Origin of the sequence: Serratia sp. ASV30, assembly GCF_016428815.1 — a bacterium.
In the GTDB taxonomy this organism is placed as follows: Bacteria; Pseudomonadota; Gammaproteobacteria; order Enterobacterales; family Enterobacteriaceae; genus Chania; species Chania fonticola_C.
The window spans coordinates 14,853-34,437 of sequence record NZ_JAELTL010000011.1 but is presented as its reverse complement, the minus strand read 5'-3'; the positions used below and the strand labels follow the sequence as shown (position 1 = coordinate 34,437).

Sequence of the window (19,585 nt, the reverse complement as noted above, 5' to 3'; positions counted from 1 at the left end):
ATTTTAGCCCTGCTTTGGCGTGAATTGCGTGCCGCAGTTTGGGCAAATCAGGGTGCTGAGTTTACGCAGTTTTGAACATTGCTGTTCGGTAACATAAGCACACTTCGGGCAGGCAATTTGAGTGGTGCGGTTATTGTAACCTTTAACGCTGGTGGATTCAGACATGTTGCGTACCTGTGTCAGGTGAAAACCCACGCTAACACAGGTGCCATCAAATAGCTTTGAATGTTTTCAGGAGCTATAGAGTCTTCAACGCCTGCACGGTTTCATCGATATCGATTTCATGCTCAGAGAAGACGTGAGTCGCGTTCTGGAAGGTGGTAACTGACAGCATACGCAGCGTTTCCGTGGCGGTTTGTGGCGCTTCGGCTACTTGCGGACGGATTCGGTTCATCAGTAACCCAACGGACAACACGGTGTTCTCTTTATCGACCTCCACCTTGACCGGTACTTCTTTGGTGAAGGTATCGAAGGACTTGATGCTGGAGATTTTGATTCTCTCGTTGGCGATGGTGATGTACTTGCTTGGTGCCTGTACCTTTACCGCATAGGCCGATGGCCCTTTGGTATTGTTGGTTGGCTCAAAGGTTACCAGCGCGTTTTTCTTAATCAGCTCTGGGTTTTGCACTTTAATCACGTGAAAATAACGATTTTCCCCGTTCTCGTCGGTGATAAAACCGAAGCCTTTGTCTTCAAAAAAAGTCGTTATCTTGCCGTTCATGGTCATTCTCATCAGGTCGTTCGTAACAGCGCTAATGATAACGCGTAATGCTGTGCAGTGACAGGGGGCGGAGTTCCATCAGCATGACGAAAGCTTAAAAGCGGTGGGTTGAGGGGCAATAATGGGACATGGAGAGGGTTAATCGGTTACTCAACGGTTTTTTGGCGGATTGGGCTGCCTTGGGCATCACTGGTAACCGCAGACATCAATTTACATGGCAAATAACCGACTTTTTCACTTTTTATCGATTTTATGTGATCTGTGTTGTGGACAAAATCCCGTCTAATTGCTGTACTGTACTGGACACACATTTTGTGTCTTACATTCACGTTAAAGGTAAGTTTGATGTCTAAGATTAAAGGTAGCGTTAAGTGGTTTAATGAATCTAAAGGTTTCGGTTTCATTACTCCAGAAGATGGTAGCAAGGACGTTTTCGTTCACTTCTCTGCCATCGCTAGCAATGGTTTCAAAACTCTTGCTGAAGGCCAGCGTGTAGAATTTGAAATCACGAACGGTGCCAAAGGGCCATCTGCTGCTAACGTTATCGCTATCTAAGCTACAGTAGCCAAAATTGTTAAAACCCGCTCCATGAGCGGGTTTTTTATGCTTTTTTTTCAGGCCGGGAGTGGTTAAGGGAACAGGTAAACCTTGATGAAGGCCAGGACGATCAGCACGCACGTCAGGGTGACAATCCATTCGGTAGTGGTTTTTGGCAGGTTAAACATTCAATTCCTCACTCAGCCCAAGATACTGAGCGAGGATTATCCCGATAGCAGATTAAGAAAACATTAAGCCCCGAGACTTTAATGGCCGTACAACGTTCTAACCAGCACAAAGGCTAACAACGTCATCGTCAGCGAACCCGCCAGGTTGAGCAGCATATTGGCGATAGCCCAGACAACGCGCCCGTCCTGCAACAGATAAACCACTTCGAGTGAAAAGGTAGAGAAGGTGGTCAGCCCGCCGCAAAAGCCGGTAGTGATCAGCAGTTTCCAAACCGGATCAATGTGCGTCATGCGGATAAACAGCGCCAGAGCCAGCCCGATGATAAACCCCCCCACCAGGTTTACGGTCAAAGTGCCCAATGGAATATGCGGATGTAGAGGGTTGAGCTTAAGGCTTACAGCCCAGCGCAATACGCTACCCAAACCACCGCCAATAAACACAGCCAGTAAAGAACTCCACATGGTGATAAACCCTATTCTAAAGATGGAAGATGCTCAGAAAGGTTCAGGCAAGCGCCTACGCACCTCTCTGAGAGGTTACGTAGACATCATCAGCCTGTGAAAGGCGGTTATGGAGGAATGTCATCTCCGTTTGTTGGCACGAAGCAATCGCGCGCGGCAGATTTTACACCCTGTCGCTGTGGTTTTGCTAGCTGGATGGGTATTGCTAACAATTCTGCAATCGCTGTTCCCCCCAACCCTCCCCAAAAAGGGCAGGGAGCCAGTCCGGTGTTGTAGCCCGGCGCAGGAACATACGGTCCTCCTCTGCTTTGGGAGAGGGCTAGGCGGCGGAACAGACGAAAACCTGATTACGTTATCAACTTATCCACCAATCAAGTTATTAGCTTAATAAACTAGTGGGTTGGCATTGATGTTCGGCCCGCTCCTGCCTGTTGCGGCCATTATTTTTTGCTCGATACAGGGCGATATCGGCGGCCTTCAACCACTCCTGGTAGCCGGGCATCTCGGGCTGGTAATCGGCGATCCCGGCGCTGATATTCAATTTTAACCCAGGGGCTTCACGGAAGACGACCTCGTTCAGGCTCTCCTGAATGCGGTTGAGCGCCAGGCTGGCCTGTTCGGCACTGGTATTTGGCAACACTGCGCCAAACTCGTCACCGCCGTAGCGGCCAACGATATCCACCGCCCGCAACCCTAGCACCAACTCTTCCGCCAGAACGATCAGCGCTTCATCCCCCAGCCCATGGCCAAAGGTGTCATTGATGTCTTTGAAATGGTCAATATCCATCAGGATCAGCGTAGCCGTATGATTATAGCGTCGGCAGCTGTCAAACTCATTGTGCAGCAGGTGTTCCCAATGGCGGCGGTTAAATACGCCGGTCAAGCCATCACGTGTGCTGATACGCAATAACTCCTGTTGCTTTTCTGCCAGCCGCTTGGCGGTTTGGTAGGTCACGTAGCCAAGGAAGACTGGGTAGATGAAGATCATCGGCAGACAAAGATAAACCTGCTGCGGAGTGGATTGTGGTGTAAAGGTGAAACCCAGTATCGCACTGGTAACCAGCGCCCCGATAATTTGCGCCATCAGCCCTTTGAAATACAGAGACGGCCCGCCGGAGGCGATATTGTTCATCCCCATCATTGACAGGATCACCACGGCAGGGAGCGCATTGAAACCCATGATAGCGACCCACATCCCACCTAACAGCGCATCGATGAGTAGGTTGCGGATCTCGGTAGTGTAAGGGGCTTCGCTGCGGATAGACCATTGATAAGCGATATGTGGCCAGATAAAGCCATTCACGGCCAGCAAGATCCACACGCTAGTCGGCTGGTGCTCTGGATAGAGCGCCGTAAGTACGCACAAGAAACCAATCCCCAGGCCGACAATACGTGGCAGGTAGAGGCGCCTGGCGAAGTTAAGACCTGCACGCCGGGTGTTAAAAGCCGATGTAGCTGTAGGCATCCCATGTTTCCCTGTGATGAATTATGCAGCCGGTCTGGAGCCGGAAAAGCGAATAGCTAAGAATATGCCCTATAATCTAAGCATAGAACATCTCGGGTAGATCTCACCTTGTTACAACTGGTTGTTGTTATAGTCGAAAGAAAGTCGCTAAATACCTATAGACGAAGTTTGTTCCCGCGCTGCGTCCTGCAGCCATAAATGAATAAAGAAGGTGAATATGGAAGGTATCAGTATTACCAAGCTGTTGGTAATTGCGGTGTTGATCGTGTTGCTGTTCGGCACCAGCAAACTGCGTACTCTGGGCGCGGATCTGGGGGCGGCGCTGAAAGGCTTCAAAAAAGCGGTGGGCGAAGACACCCCTCCTGCACAGAATACGGCTGAAACGCCTACGGCGCAGCAGAGCGTCGAAAAGAAAGACGTTTAATCGCCTCTGCTGTTGAGCCATAAAAAAACGGATGCCCGTAAGGACATCCGTTTTTTGGCGTTAATCATTGACGAAACGTAACAAAAGATTACCGTGGTTACTTCACTTCCAGCCCTTTGGCCTGCAAGTCCGCATGATAGGACGAGCGCACAAACGGGCCGCAGGCAGCATGGGTAAAGCCCATTGCCATCGCTTCTTCTTTCATTTCGTCAAACTCCGCCGGGCTGACATAGCGCTGCACTGGCAGATGGTGACGGCTTGGTTGCAGATACTGCCCCAGCGTCAGCATGGTTACACCATGACGACGCAGATCGCGCATCACTTCCACGATTTCCGCATTGGTTTCCCCCAACCCCACCATCAGGCCTGATTTGGTCGGGATAGAGGGGTGAGCTTCCTTAAAGCGCTCCAGCAACTTCAATGACCACTCGTAATTAGCCCCTGGGCGTACCTGGCGATAAACACGCGGCACGTTTTCCAGGTTGTGGTTAAACACGTCTGGTGGCGTGGCAGTAAGGATTTCTAGCGCACGATCCATACGGCCACGGAAGTCTGGCACCAGGGTTTCGATCTTGATGTTCGGGCTCTTGGCGCGGATGGCAGTAATACAGTCGGCAAAATGTTGAGCGCCACCGTCACGTAAATCGTCACGGTCAACCGAAGTGATCACCACATAGCGCAATGCCATGTCGGCAATGGTTTGCCCCAGCTTTTCCGGCTCATTGGCATCGGGAGCCACCGGGCGGCCGTGGGCCACGTCGCAGAATGGACAACGGCGGGTACAGATGGCCCCCAGGATCATGAAGGTAGCGGTACCGTGGTTAAAGCACTCAGACAGGTTCGGGCATGACGCCTCTTCGCACACCGAATGCAGGCCGTTTTTACGCATTGCGGCCTTGATGCCTTGAATGCGCGTAGAGTCGGCGGGCAGCTTGATCTTCATCCACTCGGGTTTGCGTAACAACTCCTGGCGTTCGGTGACAACCGTTTTTACCGGGATCAACGCCATTTTGTCTGCATCGCGGTACTTAACGCCGCGTTCCATCTGAATCGGTTTACTCATAATCGTGCAGGTTCCAGTTACGAAGCTCGACCGTCTGGTAGCCGAGTAAATGAACAAATTCCTGTACCAGAATGGGATGCACATCGGCGATCCCGACACCTGGTGCCAGCGCGCTGACTTGTGTCATCTGCATTCCGGCATAACCGCAGGGGTTGATGCGTTGGAAAGGGGTGAGATCCATGGCGACATTCAGGGCCAGGCCATGAAATGAGCTACCTTTGCGGATCCGCAAACCTAATGAACAAATCTTTTGTTCGCCCACGTATACGCCGGGCGCATCCGGGCGCGCGCGTGATTCGATCTTGAAATGGGCGAGGGTATTAATAACGGTCTCTTCCAAGGCCGTGACGAGTTGGCGTACTCCCACTTTATTGCGTTTCAGATCCACCATCACGTACAGCACCTGCTGGCCAGGGCCATGATAGGTGACCTGGCCACCGCGATCGCTTTGGATGACCGGGATATCGCCTGGCATCAGCAGGTGCTCTGCCTTACCGGCCTGGCCTTGGGTGAACACGGCTTGATGCTGCACCAGCCACAATTCATCTAGCGTGGACTCGTCACGGTGATTGGTGAAGCTGTGCATGGCTTGGGATACAGGCTCATAGGGCTGCAACCCTAGCTGACGGAGAATGATCTTATTGTGTTGCAAGCGGGGCATCGTCAGGTTACAGAAGTGGTAAAAAACATTATACCGGGCGCTCTGGTCCGCGACCAGCATTTATCCCTGACGAACCAGGGCAACCCGGACAGCAGTGGCGCTGAACCAGGTTGGCTGGCAGGGAGTTATGCTGTAATTACAGCACCATACGGACAATTTCAATATTGCCCAACTCTTCATACAACGTTTCCACCTGATCGATATGGGTGGCGGTGATGGTGATGGAAACGGAGTGGTAGTTACCTTTGCTGCTCGGTTTGACCTGCGGGTTGTAATCCCCTGGAGCATGGCGTTGCACCACTTCAACCACCTGGTCTACCAGCTCGGGGTGTGCCAGGCCCATTACCTTGTAGGTAAAGGTACAAGGGAATTCGAGCAGTTCGTTCAGTTTAGTCTTTTGCATGCGGGTGCGCTCCAGCTGTGGCGTATCTCTAAATTATAACTCCCGCCGGGGCGGGAGTTAGTGTTAATTGTTATATGGGGCCGAACTCAGCCGATTCAAGGGCTAGCCGAACCAGTGATGGAACATCAGGCGGATATAATCCACGATGCGGCCAAAGAAGCCACCTTCTTTCACTTCGTTCAGCACCACCAGTGGGCGCTGATCGATGGTTTTGCCGTCCAGTTGGAAATTGATGGTACCAACCACCTGGTTTTTGGCCAGCGGAGCATGAATTTCCGGGGTATTCAGTACGTAGCTGGCTTTCAAATCTTTCATCCGGCCACGTGGGATGGTCAGGTAGGCATCTTTATCTACGCCCAGTTCGACGCGATCGGCATCGCCGAACCAAACGGGTTCAGAAGCGAACTCTTTACCTGCTTTCAGCGGCGCGACGGTTTCAAAGAAGCGGAAGCCCCAGGTCAGCAGTTTTTTGCTTTCGGTTTCACGGCCTTTGTAGGTACGGCCACCCAGCACGGCGGAGATCAGACGCATCTGGCCTTCCGTCGCTGATGCCACCAGGTTATAACCCGCCGAGTTGGTGTGGCCGGTTTTAATCCCATCGACGTTCAGGCTGGTATCCCACAGCAGACCGTTACGGTTCAACTGACGGATATTGTTGAAGGTGAACTCTTTTTCTTTATAGATAGCGTATTCGTCTGGCACATCGCGGATCAGCGCCTGGCCGATCAACGCCATATCACGCGCCGAGCTGAACTGGCCTTCCGCATCCAGGCCATGCACGGTTTGGAAGTGGGTATTTTGCAGGCCGAGCTGTTTTACGTAGGTATTCATCAGGTTAACGAACGCGTCCTGGCTACCCGCGACGTAGTCCGCCATGGCGACACAGGCATCGTTACCGGATTGCAGGTTGATACCACGAGTCAGCTTGGAAACCGGCACGCGGTCGCCTGGTTTGAGGAACATCAGCGAGGAACCTTTGAACACCGGGTTGCCGGTAGCCCAGGCGTCCTGACCCACGGTAACCAAATCGTCCTGGCCAATTTTGCCGGATTTCAGCGCCTGGCCGATGACGTAGCTGGTCATCATTTTGGTCAGGCTGGCAGGGTCGCGGCGTGCGTCGGCGTTCGATTCCGCCAACACTTTACCGGAGTTGTAATCAATCAGGATGTAAGCCTCGGCATCAATCTGCGGCACACCTGGGATCATGGTTTTAATATTAACGTCGTCTGCGTGGGCAACGGACGCTGCGCTGAGCGCGATGGCGGTGCCAAGCGTGAGGCTTTTGATTAAGCGAAAAGAGGTTACCTGTTTCATGATCGGGACTACAACATCCGTAAAAGTTAAGTTAAAAAACGAGTCACACTATAGCAGACGGGGCCCCGGCAGGCATTAGCCATTCGGCCGACAGTAGGGGGTTTACACAGATTTACCTGAAAGAAAATGTTTCAGATAAGTCAATGCCCTGCTGTCGGCGGCATCGGCCTACCGAGTTTCACGACTAGGGTGCGGCAGTGATAAAGGACTGTTGTTGTGCCTCATTGGCCAGGCGCTGCTGCAGTTGTACCGCCTGTTGACGGTTGCTGAACGGGCCAAGCTGCACGCGGTAGACGGCGCCATTGGCGGCGACCTTACCGGGAACGCCGAACTGCTGGCTCAGCTGTTGTTGCCAGCTTTGCGCACGCTCGGCATTACTCAGGGCACCTACCTGTACGACATAGCTACCGCTGGCACTGGCTGCGGCTGCGGTGGCCACAACTGGGGCCGCAGTGGGCGCGCTGATGGCCGGCTGAGGTTCTGTCCCTTCCAATACGCCAGGGGCTAACGGCTGCGGCGCCCCAAGGAAACCACCGCTACGGCCAGTGGAGGCCGCAGGAGTAGCGCTGCTGTCGTTGTAGTTCATGTTGCCGTTATCAATCGCTTGAGCGGCAGGGGCGGCAACCGGTGCCGATTGCTGCATCTGCGTGTCCATCCCGCCGCCAGAGCTCAGATCCGGGCGCGGAGGCAGGGCGTAGCTCTGTTTGGCGACGACGGTACCCACGGTGCCTGGGCCGCTCAATGTGCCGTCTGGAGCTACCTTGATAAAGTCGACCTTCACCTTGGTATTGTTGGACAGGTTGAGGCGATCGGCGGCAGCTTTGGACAGATCGATAATCCGGCCTGAGGTATAAGGGCCGCGATCGTTCACGCGTACCACCAGTTGACGGCCATTGGCCAGGTTGGTGACGCGTACATAGCTTGGGATAGGCAAGGTAGGATGCGCAGCGGTCAGCGCATTGGGATCGAACTGCTCACCAATAGCGGTAGTATTGCCATTGGCCTCTTCGCCGTACCAGGCCGCCAGGCCGGTTTGCGAGAAGTTCTGCGGATCTTGCACGATACGATAAGTGTCGCCATTAACCTTATAATCCTGCAGAGCGCCAGGGTTATAGGGTTCATAGTGAGGCTCCACGCCGCCGATTTCGGTCACCGGCCCATTGTAGGCTTGTTGCACCGGAGCCTGTGTTTCTTCCGTCGTGGTACAGGCGGAAAGTAATACCGCAGCAGCAACCGCGCCGACCCAAAGCCATTCCTTACGCATTGCACACCTCTTATAGATTTTTAGACAACATTTTCCGATGCGTGTGGATCGACATCACGATGCCGAACCCAGCCATGAGTACGATCAGTGCCGACCCCCCGTAGCTGACCAAAGGCAAAGGTACGCCAACTACCGGTAAAATACCACTGACCATACCAATGTTAACAAACACATAGACGAACAGGATCAGCATCAGCCCACCGACCATCACGCGGCCAAAGGTGGTCTGTGCCCGTGCGGCGATCATCAGCCCGCGGATAATCACCAGCAGATACAGCGCGAGCAGCACCAGTACGCCGATCAGACCAAGCTCTTCCGCCAGCACCGCGAAGATAAAGTCGGTGTGGCGTTCCGGCAGGAATTCCAGTTGGGACTGGGTACCATGCAGCCAGCCCTTGCCCGACAGGCCGCCAGAACCGATGGCGATTTTTGACTGAATAATATGGTAGCCAGCCCCTAACGGATCGCTTTCCGGATCGAGCAGCATCATCACGCGGTCACGCTGATAGCCGTGCATCAGGAAGAACCACAACACCGGGATAAAGGCGGCCAACGCCACGGCAGCCACGGCGATCAGCTTCCAGCTCATTCCTGACAGGAACAGCACAAACAGGCCGGAGGCGGCGATCAGGATCGAGGTGCCCAGATCGGGCTGTGCGGCAACCAGCAAGGTGGGCATGAAGATCAGCACCAGCGCGATGCCGGTATTCTTCAGCGAAGGTGGGCACACGTCACGATTCATAAAGCGTGCGACCATCAGCGGCACGGCGATCTTGGCGATTTCCGAAGGCTGGAAGCGCACAAAGCCCAGATCCAGCCAGCGCTGTGCCCCTTTACTGATTTGGCCAAAAGCGTCCACCAGGATCAGCAAGATTACGCAGAAAATATACAGGTAGGGTGCCCAGCTTTCATAAACCCGTGGCGGGATTTGTGCCATCACGCCCATCACGATCAACCCCATCAGGATCTGGCCGATCTTGCGTTCCATCATGCCCATATCCTGGCCGCTGGCGCTCCACATCACGAAGGCGCTGTAGACCAGCAAGGCCAGAATAAACAACAGGAATGTGGGGTCGATATGGATTTTGGTCCAGATAGAGCCCTTTTGTTGGCTTTCAGTCATGTTCTACCTTAATCACCTTCTATACCTGGCGGCAGCGGTACTGCATCCGGTAATTGCGTATTGTTGTCGCCCAACAGGATGTGGTCGAGGATCTGACGGGTAATGGTGCCTACCGCCGGGCCTGAACCGCCGTTTTCCAGAATGATGGCCACCGAAACCGTTGGGTTATCAAACGGGGCAAAGGCTGTCATCAATTTATGGTCCCGCAGGTGCTCAGCGAGTTTGTGGGCGTTATAGGTTTCATAGCCGAATACCTGCGCGGTACCCGATTTTGCCGCGGCTTTATACGGTGTCTTTTCAAAGAACTTGCGTGCCGTGCCGTTAGGCCGGTTGGCAACGCCGTACATGCCGTCTTTGGCTATTTCCCAGAAGCCTGAATGGATATCGCCGATCTGTTTGCTCTCTTTTTGCTTGAACGGCACCAGTACGCCGTTGATCTTGGTGCTTTGCAACAGATGCGGATCTTTGACGTTGCCGTCGTTAATCAGGGTGTTCAGCGCCTTGGACATCTGGATCGGCGTAGCGGTCCAGTAGCCTTGGCCGATGCCCACCGGAATGGTGTCGCCCTGATACCACGGTTTCTTGTAACGTTTGAATTTCCAGTCGCGTGTTGGCATCAGGCCGGAACGCTCTTCGGAAAGATCGATACCGGTATATTCGCCGTAGCCGAATTTGGTCAGCCAGGTCGACAGGCGATCGATCCCCATATCGTACGCTACCTGATAGAAGTAGGTGTCCGCAGACTCCTCCAGCGCTTTGGTGACGTTGAGGCGGCCATGCCCCCATTTTTTCCAGTCACGGAAGCGTTTTTCAGAGCCTGGCAACTGCCACCAGCCCGGATCGAACACGACGGTATTTTTGGTGATCACCCCGGCACTGAGAGCGGAGACGGCAATATAGGGTTTAACCGTGGAGGCCGGTGGGTACACCCCTTGGGTGGCGCGGTTGATCAGTGGGCGATTCGGATCGTTGAGCAGCCCCTGGTAATCCTTGTTGGAGATGCCATCAACAAACAGGTTCGGATCGTAGCTAGGGTTGGAAACCATCGCCAGAATTCCCCCGGTACGCGGATCGCTGACCACCACGGCGGCACGGCTGCCCACCAGCAACTGCTCGATATAGCGTTGCAGGTTGAGATCAAGCGTCAGATAAACGTCTTTACCGGCGGAAGGTGGTTGCTCATGCAATTGGCGGATCACCCGGCCACGGTTGTTGACTTCAACCTCTTCATAGCCGGTTTTGCCATGCAGGACATCTTCATAATAGCGTTCGATACCCAGCTTGCCGATATCATGGGTAGCGGCATAGTTGCGTAGCTGGCCGTCTTTGTCCAGGCGCTCGAGGTCGCGGTCGTTAATTTTCGACACGTAACCGATCACGTGGGTGAGGGCAGACCCGTAAGGATAATAGCGGCGTTGATAGCCTTTGACTTCCGCGCCGGGGAAGCGGAATTGATTGACGGCAAAACGGGCCACCTGCACTTCGGTCAGTGGGGTTTTCACCGGGATCGAGACGAAACGGCGCGAGCGCTTGCGCTCTTTTTCAAAGTTGGCGATATCGTCGTCGGTGAGATCGACCACCGGGCGCAAGGCCTCCAGCGTGGCTTTCAGATCGTCCACCTTCTCCGGCATCAGTTCCAACTGGTAAATGGTGCGGTTAAGCGCCAGCGGTGTGCCGTTGCGATCGTAAATAATGCCGCGGCTGGGGGCGATAGGCAGCAGCTTGATGCGGTTTTCATTGGAGCGGGTGCGGTAATCTTCAAAACGCACGATTTGCAGATTATACAGATTGGCAATCAGGATGCCTGTCAGCACCAGAATGATAAAAAACGCCACCACGGCGCGGCGTACAAACAGGGCGGACTCGGCCGTATAGTCGCGAAAAGGGTTACGTTCTATTTTCATCCCGCTGCTTTTTTTCACTCTGTTACTGTCACCACCGGTTACTCCCGGTGGTAAGGATGATTTGTAGTAATACTCCAGGCGCGGTAGAGGCTCTCTGCCACCAAAACACGCACTAAAGGATGCGGTAACGTTAACGGGGAAAGCGACCAGCTTTGCTCAGCGGCGGCTTTACAGGCCGGAGCCAGCCCCTCAGGGCCGCCAATCAACAGGCTGACGTTGCGGCCATCCTGTTTCCAGCGCTCGAGCTGTTGTGCCAACTGGGGCGTTTCCCACGGAGTGCCTGGGATATCCAATGTAACGATGCGGTTACCTTTGCCCACCGCTGCCAGCATCTGCTCGCCTTCCTTTTCCAGAATGCGTTTGATATCCGCATTCTTGCCGCGTTTGCCCGCCGGGATCTCGGTCAGCTCAAACGGCATATCTTTTGGAAAGCGATGCAGGTAATCCATAAAGCCGGTCTGCACCCAGTCGGGCATTTTGGTGCCGACTGCAACCAATTGCAGTTTCACCGCTTAACCCCAGAGCTTTTCCAGTTCGTACAATTGGCGACTTTCTTCTTGCATCACGTGCACAATCACTTCGCCCAGATCGACCACTACCCAGTCGGAAACGGCCTGGCCTTTCATACCATACAGTTCCATACCGGCATCGCGGGCTTCTTGCACGACGTGTTCGGCAATTGACATCACATGGCGGCTTGAGGTGCCGGTACAGATGATCATGCAGTCGGTGATGCTGGATTTGCCCTGAACATCCAGAGCGACAATATCTTGACCTTTCATGTCATCAATTTTATCGATAACGAAATCTTGGAGCGCTTTACCTTGCAAAGGTTCCCCCTCGGGTTGTTCTGTTCATCAGGAAGCTGAGGGCAACTGCCCAAAGTCACTGGCCTGAATCGTGATGGTTTCGGCAGGATGCCGCTGAAAGCCTGCTGGTTTTGCCCAGCTAGCCAAGATCCTTGGGGTTTTCAGCGGATACCTGAAAAATAGCGGCGCAGTATAGCATGCGGCCTATCGATATAAACCCTGTAACTCGATATAACGCTGCACCGGGCGCGGCAGTAAATCGTCACAGCTGATGCCTTGGTGACGGCGCTGGCGTATCTCGGTGGCGGATATCTCCAGTAAAGGGGTATCAGCCAGGTAGATAAACCCGTGCGGCTGGCGGCTGAGCAGGGTGGCATCGGCGATCTGGTGCTGTTCCAACCAGCGTTGCAGCTCTGGCGTATCCATTTGCTGGTTGTAACCCGGGCGCGCCAGCACCAACAGGTGGCAGAAATGCAACAGGTCTTGCCAGCGATGCCATTTGTGTAGGCTCAGCAGCGAATCCTGGCCAATAATAAACGCCAGAGGCGCTGCGGCGCCACGTTCTTTACGAATCGTTTCGAAAGTCTCGATGGTGTAGGACGCGGTGGTGCGGTGCAATTCACGATCGTCCACGGTAAACAACGGGTTACCGGCAATCGCCAGCTCAACCATGGTTAGCCGCTGCTGCGCGTTAGCTTCCGGCTGTGGCCGATGGGGAGGCACATGGTTGGGCAACAATGTGACCTTATCAAGGCCGACTTCTTCAGCCAAGGCTGCCACCGGGCGCAGATGGCCGTAGTGGATTGGGTCAAAGGTGCCACCGAAAAAGGCGTGCAGGGTATGTGGATGTTGCGGGCTAGTAGGCATCGCTGATACTCGTGGCCAGAGGTTTGCCGCAAAGCAGCATCGACAGGGTTTCCAGCTCTGGCCAAACCGACTGGCCGTAGTCTTTCTTGAGGGTGAGCTCAATTTGCGCCAACAGATGCACTGCCTGGCGCAATTGTTGACCTGACAGACGTTGCAGAGCCTGAGTGATCAGGCTGCGGCGGTTTTGCCAGACCTTGAGTTGATCGAATAGCGTACGTAGCGGGGTGTGCGCCATGCGACGTTGCAGGTTCAGCAACATCAGCAGTTCCCGTTGCAGGGTACGCAGCAAGATCACCGGCTCGACATCCTCTTGCTGGAGCTGCCGCAAGATATGCCAGGCACGTTTGCTCTTGCCTGCCAGCAGGGCATCCAGCCAATGGAACGGGCTGAAGTGGGCAGCATCGTTAACCGCCTGCTCTACGCGGGGCAGCGTCAGTTTACCATCGGGGTGCAGCAGCGATAGCCGTTCCAACGCCTGCGAAAGTGCCAGCAGGTTGCCTTCATAGCAGTAACACAGTAGTTGATTGGCTGCGTCATCGAGATCCAGCTGCATGGATTTGGCTCGCTGGGCGACCCAGCGCGGCAGCTGTGCCTGTTCCGGCGTTTGGCAACTGACCATGACGCCATTGGCGCTGAGTGCCTTGAACCAGGCGCTGTTCTCCTGGGCTTTGGTCAGGCGCGGGCCGCGCAGTACCAACAGGATATCGTCATGCAGCAAAGCGGCCAGCTTGACCAGTTGCTCACCGATCGGGGCCGTTGGGCCGTTCTCGGGGAAAATCAGCAACAGGGTTTGCCGGCTGGCAAACAGGCTCATAGCCTGGCAGATGCTGAAGATGGCATCCCAGTCGGTATGGACATCCAGGGAAATGCTGTAATGCTCGGTGAACTGTTGCTGTTGGGCGGCCTGACGGATCAGATCCTGGCTTTCCTGCAGCAACAAGGGTTCGTTTCCGCTCAATAAATAACAAGCGCGCAGCCCCTCTCGGAGCTGCGCGGCAAGTTGTTCAGGATAAAGACGGATCATTGTGCTGCGGTACTGGCCGCTTTTTCACCGGCGATGGCGGCTTTTTCTTGCGTTTCCAGCACCGCCGCGTGCACCGCCAGCATTTTACGCAGAATTTGCTGGGCAGCCTGCTCACGCATTTCCTGCATAATGATGTCCTGCTCGGAGTCTTTGGCCAACGCAGTCAACGGGTTATCAAAGAATGAACGGAACACTTTGACGTTGATTGGGTAAATGTCATGGCCTGGGATCAGCACCTGAGCCTGCACCGTCATCACCAATTGATACTCCGCGGTTTTACCATCCTGGAAGATCGAAACCGTATCCTGGCTTTGCGTCGAATTGACGATGCGCAGTGACGGGACTTCCTTGTGGGCCGGATCGTATTTGACCACGGTAGCCCCGCTTAGACGCAATTGCTCGCGCACGGCACGGGTCAGTGGGCCAAAGGGATCGTAGCTGTCCAGGATCAGCGTATGCAATTCTGTGGGCACCTGCGCGGTGCCACGCAGATGAAAACCGCAGCCGGCGGTGACAAGCACCGCCAACCCCAGCAACAACGTCAGAATACGAAGTCGCACAAAGCCTCCTTGTGTTAACCCACAACCAGGTTAAGCAATTTGCCTGGAACATAGATCACTTTACGTACCGTGACCCCTTCCAGATATTTGGCCACCAGATGCTCCTGGGCGGCGCGCTCACGCACTTGTTCTTCGGTGGCATCGGCTGGCACGGTGACTTTTGCCCGTACCTTGCCGTTAACCTGTACCACCACCAGTTTGGAGTCTTCCACCATGGCAGCTTCGTCAGCCACCGGCCATGGCGCAGTGTCTACGTCGCCTTCGGCGTTCAATGCCTGCCAAAGGGTGAAACAGACGTGTGGTGTGAACGGATACAGCATACGTACCACGGCCAGCAAAGCCTCTTGCAGCAGCGCGCGATCCTGTTCACTTTCCTGCGGCGCACGGCCCAGCTTGTTCATCAGCTCCATCACGGCGGCGATGGCGGTGTTGAAGGTCTGGCGGCGGCCGATATCGTCGGTCACTTTGGCGATGGTTTTATGCACGTCGCGGCGCAGGGCTTTCTGATCTTCATTGAGCTCGCTGACGTTCAGTGGCTGAACCGCCCCTTGCTCAACGTGGTCGTAGGCCAGTTTCCAGACGCGCTTGAGGAAGCGGTTTGCCCCTTCAACGCCAGATTCTTGCCATTCCAGCGTCATTTCTGCCGGAGAAGCAAACATCATAAACAGACGCACGGTATCCGCGCCGTATTTCTCTACCATCACCTGAGGGTCGATGCCGTTGTTCTTCGACTTCGACATTTTGCTCATGCCAGCATAGACCAGTTCACGGCCTTCAGGATCGGTTGCTTTGACAATGCGGCCTTTCTCGTCACGTTCGACGGTGGCATCAACCGGGGATACCCAGACGCGTTCGCCGCTGGTGCCGGTGTAGTAGAAGGCATCGGCCAACACCATGCCCTGGCACAGCAGGCGTTTGGCAGGCTCGTCTGAATCGACCAGGCCAGCGTCGCGCATCAGCTTGTGGAAGAAGCGGAAATACATCAGGTGCATGATGGCGTGTTCGATCCCGCCAACATATTGATCGACCGGCAGCCAGTAGTTGGCTGCAGCCGGATCCAGCATGCCTTTATCGTACTGCGGGCAGGTGTAGCGAGCGTAGTACCAGGAAGACTCCATAAAGGTGTCGAAGGTGTCGGTTTCACGCAGCGCCGGCTGGCCGTTAACGGTGGTTTTTGCCCACTCGGGATCGGCTTTGATCGGGCTGGTGATGCCGTCCATCACCACATCTTCCGGCAGGATCACCGGCAGTTGGTCTTCTGGCGTTGGCATGACGGTGCCATCTTCCAGGGTGACCATTGGGATTGGAGCACCCCAGTAGCGCTGACGGGAAACGCCCCAGTCGCGCAGACGGTAGTTCACCTTGCGCTGGCCGACGCCTTTGGCCACCAGCTTGTCGGCGATGGCGTTAAAGCCTGCCAGGTGATCCAGGCCGTCGAATTCGCCGGAGTTGAACAGGGTGCCTTTTTCGGTCATCGCTTCGGCGCTGACGTCTGGCTTGCTGCCGTCCAGGTTCAAAATGACCGGTTTGATCTGCAGATCGTATTTGGTGGCGAACTCCCAGTCACGCTGATCGTGGCCAGGGACGGCCATTACCGCGCCGGTGCCGTATTCCATCAGAACGAAGTTGGCGACCCAGATTGGCAGCTTCTCTCCGCTCAACGGATGAATGGCAAACAGACCGGTGGCCATGCCTTTCTTCTCCATGGTGGCCATTTCGGCTTCGGCAACCTTGGTGTTGCGGCATTCGTCGATGAAGTCTGTCAGCGCCGGGTTATTGACCGCGCCCTGCTGTGCCAGCGGGTGACCTGCGGCAACGGCGACATAGGTCGCACCCATAAAGGTATCTGGGCGGGTGGTGTAAACGGTGACTTTCTCAGCGCTGTCGGCAACGTCGAAGGTGATTTCTACCCCTTCGGAACGGCCAATCCAGTTGCGCTGCATGGTTTTCACCTGCTCTGGCCAGCTTTCCAGCGTGTCCAGATCGTTGAGCAGTTGATCGGCGTAATCAGTGATTTTAATAAACCACTGTGGGATCTCTTTACGCTCAACCTTGGTATCACAGCGCCAGCAGCAGCCGTCGATAACCTGTTCGTTGGCCAGCACGGTCAGATCGTGTGGGCACCAGTTCACCGCCGAGGTCTTCTTGTAGACCATGCCTTTTTCGTACAGTTTGGTGAAGAACCACTGTTCCCAACGGTAGTAGTCAGGATCGCAGGTGGCGATCTCGCGGTCCCAGTCATAGCCGAAGCCCAGCAATTTCAGCTGGTTCTTCATATATTCGATGTTGTCGTAGGTCCAAGGGGCCGGTGCGGTTTTGTTTTTTACCGCCGCGCCTTCGGCTGGCAGGCCAAACGCATCCCAGCCAATTGGCTGCAGCACGTTTTTGCCCAGCATACGCTGGTAGCGGGAGATCACGTCGCCAATGGTGTAGTTCCGAACATGACCCATGTGCAGACGACCAGAAGGGTATGGCAGCATGGATAGGCAGTAATACTTTTCCTTGCTGGCGTCTTCGGTAACCTTGAAAGTTTGCTTCTCTTGCCAGTGAAGCTGTACGTTCGATTCTATCTCTTCGGGGCGGTATTGCTCTTGCATGGCGGCCGATGGTCCTGTAGGTGTGTAACAGCTACATCCGTAGCATTCTGTGAGTATCTATAGATCTGCATAGCATAGCTGATAAGACCCGCCAGCAACAACACCAAGCGGCCCGACTCGACGTATTAAAAAAATATCTGTGCCATGATGTGACTCACAATCTGCCAAAACCTCACCTAGCCAAGCCACATCAGTGATTTACGACTAAAATAATAACGAGTAGTTTGAGGGGAGAAGTCCTGTCGCAGTAGTTCATCGAGGAGAAGCTATGAACAAGGTTGCTCAGTATTACCGCGAGTTGGTGACATCGCTGACGGAACGTTTAAAGAACGGTGAGCGAGACATTGACCAATTGGTCGCCAGCGCTGAGAAACGTTTGAACGAGGTGGAGGAACTCAGCCGTACGGAAGTGGAGCAGTTGACCCGGGCGGTGCGCCGCGATCTGGAAGAGTTCGCCCGCAGTTATGAGGAGAGCCGGGAGGAATTCACCGACAGCGTGTTTATGCGCGTAATTAAGGAAAGCCTGTGGCAGGAACTGGCGGATATCACCGATAAAACCCAGCTGGAGTGGCGTGAGGTGTTTAAAGATGTCAGCCATCATGGCGTCTACCACAGCGGTGAGGTGGTCGGGCTGGGCAATCTGGTGTGTGAGAAATGCCATCACCATCTGGCTTTCTATACCCCGGAAGTGCTGCCTTTGTGCCCGAAGTGCGGCCACGATCAGTTCCAACGCCGGCCGTTTGAGCCTTGATATATCGGTAGGAAAAGGCTAATTAGCTGATTGTGATGGCGCTACAGCTGGGGATTATGCAGAACGCCGACACGCCGTAAACCCGTCCATGGGGGCTCGCAATCGTGCATCCTTGCGCTCAACGGTCGGCTAACCTGCATAATCCCCACCTATCAGAGGCTTCGGCGTAGCGGTAAAAAGCGGGTTCGGAGTTGTGTTCAGGTGCTGGGGGGATCTGTCACGGGGCTGATGCAGAGAATGTCGTAGAGTTGTGGCACATTCGGTTCCCTCATCCCAACCCTCTCCCAAAGGGCGAGGGAGCTGTCTGGAGCGCTTGGTTCGTGCTGCTTCGGGAAGTAGGGAGTAAAGGAATTACGCAGAAAAATCAATAAGTCCTCTCATCCAAGGTCCATCACCGTATTTTCAGGCCCGCTCGATCGGTTCCCTCTCCCTGTGGGAGAGGGTTAGGGTGAGGGGAAATTTAATAACGTGAAACGCACTCAACCATCAGATCGATAAAGCCCTGGCGGTTGATATGGGTCAACACCTCGACGTTGGCCGGTTTACCGTTTTGGCCAAACTCATCCACCACCGTCATGCCCACGGTGTATTGACCCTGGGTCTCCACACCCACCCACAGCTCACGGCTTTCAAACAGCTCCGGGGCCAGCAGCCAGGCGATGGTACAAGGATCATGCATGGCAGCACCAGGCAGGCCACGCGGGTGGCTGAGGTACAACGGCAGGTAAAAATCGAGCATGCTGGCTACCGCTGCAGCCACCGGGTTATTAATGCTGCGGATGCGTTCGATATCCTGCGGTAACACCAATGCCTGATGGGTGACGTTCAACCCGGCCATGGTCAGCGGCACGCCGGATTGCAGCACGATTTCGGCCGCTTCCGGATCGACGTAGATATTGAATTCGGCCACCGGCGTGGTGTTGCCTGCATTCAGCCCACCGCCCATAAACACGATGCGTTCAATCTTGCTTTTCAGCTCTGCGTGCTGTGACAGCAGCAAGGCAATATTGGTCATCGGGCCGGTTACCACCAGCGTAATCGGCTCTGGGCTGGTACGCAGCAGATCGGCAATCAACTCGACCGCAGTTTGCTTTACTGGCTGAAAATCCGGTACTGGCAGATGGGTGTTGCCCATACCGGTGTCACCGTGCACGTAATCGGCAATGACCAGATCGCGCATCAAGGGCTTGGCGGCACCGCCTGCGACCATAACATCTTGCCGTTGCATCAGCGTCAGCAGTCCAAGGGCGTTATGCAGGGTTTTTTGCGGTGTTTGGTTACCGGCGGAAGTGGTGACGGCTTTAACATCTAACGTAGGGGCGCGTAGTGCCATGGCAAGGGCAATAGCGTCATCAAGACCTGGATCACAATCGATAATAATAGGGCGGGACATCACTTTCTCCTTCAGCGTTATTGTTTTACCCACAGTCTTGCAAGCCGCAACTTAC

21 protein-coding genes and 1 riboswitch are annotated in these 19,585 nt (G+C 54.7%); of the genes, 3 read left to right on the top strand and 18 right to left on the bottom strand.

Annotated features, from left to right (window positions below):
- Window positions 1-3: 3 nt before the first annotated feature.
- Together JHD74_RS06975 and JHD74_RS06970 are read right to left on the bottom strand one after the other, a co-directional pair.
- Window positions 4-165: a YnfU family zinc-binding protein gene (locus tag JHD74_RS06975; protein WP_178380872.1), complete on the bottom strand. Its 162-nt coding sequence runs from the start codon at window positions 163-165 to the stop codon at window positions 4-6.
- Between the two features lie 73 nt (window positions 166-238).
- Entirely contained in the window at window positions 239-721 is a 483-nt protein-coding gene (locus JHD74_RS06970) for a cold-shock protein (RefSeq protein WP_024484952.1), read from the bottom strand.
- Between the two features lie 345 nt (window positions 722-1,066).
- Between JHD74_RS06970 and cspE the strand changes: the two genes are divergently transcribed.
- Entirely contained in the window at window positions 1,067-1,276 is a 210-nt protein-coding gene (gene cspE / locus JHD74_RS06965; RefSeq protein WP_002210315.1) for a transcription antiterminator/RNA stability regulator CspE, read from the top strand.
- A gap of 248 nt (window positions 1,277-1,524) precedes the next feature.
- On the opposite strand, the gene crcB is transcribed toward cspE, so the two are convergent.
- Window positions 1,525-1,908, bottom strand: coding sequence for a fluoride efflux transporter CrcB (gene crcB / locus JHD74_RS06960; protein WP_074027917.1), 384 nt, complete (start codon window positions 1,906-1,908; stop codon window positions 1,525-1,527).
- Window positions 1,909-1,981: 73 nt separating this feature from the next.
- Window positions 1,982-2,045, bottom strand: a riboswitch (Fluoride riboswitch).
- Window positions 2,046-2,287: 242 nt separating this feature from the next.
- Window positions 2,288-3,373: a diguanylate cyclase AdrA gene (gene adrA / locus JHD74_RS06955; protein ID WP_199062196.1), complete on the bottom strand. Its 1,086-nt coding sequence runs from the start codon at window positions 3,371-3,373 to the stop codon at window positions 2,288-2,290.
- A 217-nt stretch (window positions 3,374-3,590) separates the two neighbouring features.
- Between adrA and tatA the strand changes: the two genes are divergently transcribed.
- Window positions 3,591-3,797 (top strand): Sec-independent protein translocase subunit TatA, encoded by a 207-nt coding sequence (gene tatA, locus JHD74_RS06950; RefSeq protein WP_024530804.1) that lies wholly within the window; start codon window positions 3,591-3,593, stop codon window positions 3,795-3,797.
- Between the two features lie 97 nt (window positions 3,798-3,894).
- Here tatA and lipA read toward each other — a convergent pair whose 3' ends face one another.
- The 13 genes from lipA to leuS form a co-directional block, all read right to left on the bottom strand.
- The gene (lipA, locus tag JHD74_RS06945) at window positions 3,895-4,860 is read right to left on the bottom strand and encodes a lipoyl synthase (protein ID WP_074027919.1); all 966 of its coding nucleotides are present in this window, start codon (window positions 4,858-4,860) and stop codon (window positions 3,895-3,897) included.
- Window positions 4,853-5,521 (bottom strand): lipoyl(octanoyl) transferase LipB, encoded by a 669-nt coding sequence (gene lipB, locus JHD74_RS06940; protein ID WP_024483206.1) that lies wholly within the window; start codon window positions 5,519-5,521, stop codon window positions 4,853-4,855. The genes lipA and lipB overlap by 8 nt, the downstream gene beginning before the upstream one ends.
- Before the next feature lie 136 nt (window positions 5,522-5,657).
- Window positions 5,658-5,924, bottom strand: a complete 267-nt coding sequence (gene ybeD / locus JHD74_RS06935) for a DUF493 family protein YbeD (protein WP_021180010.1) — start codon at window positions 5,922-5,924, stop codon at window positions 5,658-5,660.
- Window positions 5,925-6,026: 102 nt separating this feature from the next.
- A complete protein-coding gene (gene dacA / locus JHD74_RS06930; RefSeq protein ID WP_021180009.1) occupies window positions 6,027-7,238 on the bottom strand; it encodes a D-alanyl-D-alanine carboxypeptidase DacA in 1,212 nt (403 codons plus the stop codon).
- Window positions 7,239-7,422: 184 nt separating this feature from the next.
- Window positions 7,423-8,502 (bottom strand): endolytic peptidoglycan transglycosylase RlpA, encoded by a 1,080-nt coding sequence (gene rlpA / locus JHD74_RS06925; protein ID WP_199062191.1) that lies wholly within the window; start codon window positions 8,500-8,502, stop codon window positions 7,423-7,425.
- A 10-nt stretch (window positions 8,503-8,512) separates the two neighbouring features.
- Complete coding sequence (gene mrdB / locus JHD74_RS06920) at window positions 8,513-9,625, bottom strand: peptidoglycan glycosyltransferase MrdB (protein WP_024531303.1); 1,113 nt, start codon at window positions 9,623-9,625, stop codon at window positions 8,513-8,515.
- Window positions 9,626-9,633: 8 nt separating this feature from the next.
- The gene (gene mrdA, locus JHD74_RS06915; RefSeq protein ID WP_024531304.1) at window positions 9,634-11,529 is read right to left on the bottom strand and encodes a peptidoglycan DD-transpeptidase MrdA; all 1,896 of its coding nucleotides are present in this window, start codon (window positions 11,527-11,529) and stop codon (window positions 9,634-9,636) included.
- A gap of 38 nt (window positions 11,530-11,567) precedes the next feature.
- A complete protein-coding gene (gene rlmH, locus JHD74_RS06910; protein WP_004949595.1) occupies window positions 11,568-12,038 on the bottom strand; it encodes a 23S rRNA (pseudouridine(1915)-N(3))-methyltransferase RlmH in 471 nt (156 codons plus the stop codon).
- A gap of 3 nt (window positions 12,039-12,041) precedes the next feature.
- Entirely contained in the window at window positions 12,042-12,359 is a 318-nt protein-coding gene (gene rsfS / locus JHD74_RS06905) for a ribosome silencing factor (RefSeq protein WP_021180005.1), read from the bottom strand.
- Between the two features lie 183 nt (window positions 12,360-12,542).
- A complete protein-coding gene (gene nadD, locus JHD74_RS06900) occupies window positions 12,543-13,205 on the bottom strand; it encodes a nicotinate-nucleotide adenylyltransferase (RefSeq protein WP_024531305.1) in 663 nt (220 codons plus the stop codon).
- Complete coding sequence (gene holA / locus JHD74_RS06895; protein ID WP_199062189.1) at window positions 13,195-14,229, bottom strand: DNA polymerase III subunit delta; 1,035 nt, start codon at window positions 14,227-14,229, stop codon at window positions 13,195-13,197. Before holA ends, nadD begins: the two co-directional genes overlap by 11 nt.
- Window positions 14,226-14,789, bottom strand: coding sequence for an LPS assembly lipoprotein LptE (gene lptE / locus JHD74_RS06890; protein WP_024531307.1), 564 nt, complete (start codon window positions 14,787-14,789; stop codon window positions 14,226-14,228). The genes holA and lptE overlap by 4 nt, the downstream gene beginning before the upstream one ends.
- A 14-nt stretch (window positions 14,790-14,803) precedes the next feature.
- Window positions 14,804-17,386: a leucine--tRNA ligase gene (gene leuS / locus JHD74_RS06885; protein WP_065686404.1), complete on the bottom strand. Its 2,583-nt coding sequence runs from the start codon at window positions 17,384-17,386 to the stop codon at window positions 14,804-14,806.
- Window positions 17,387-17,654: 268 nt separating this feature from the next.
- On the opposite strand from leuS, the gene JHD74_RS06880 reads away from it, so the two are divergent.
- Window positions 17,655-18,137: a zinc ribbon-containing protein gene (locus JHD74_RS06880; protein ID WP_024531309.1), complete on the top strand. Its 483-nt coding sequence runs from the start codon at window positions 17,655-17,657 to the stop codon at window positions 18,135-18,137.
- Window positions 18,138-18,597: 460 nt separating this feature from the next.
- Here the strand turns inward: JHD74_RS06880 and rihA are convergent, their stop codons facing one another.
- Window positions 18,598-19,530: a pyrimidine-specific ribonucleoside hydrolase RihA gene (gene rihA / locus JHD74_RS06875; protein WP_199062187.1), complete on the bottom strand. Its 933-nt coding sequence runs from the start codon at window positions 19,528-19,530 to the stop codon at window positions 18,598-18,600.
- Window positions 19,531-19,585: the final 55 nt, after the last annotated feature.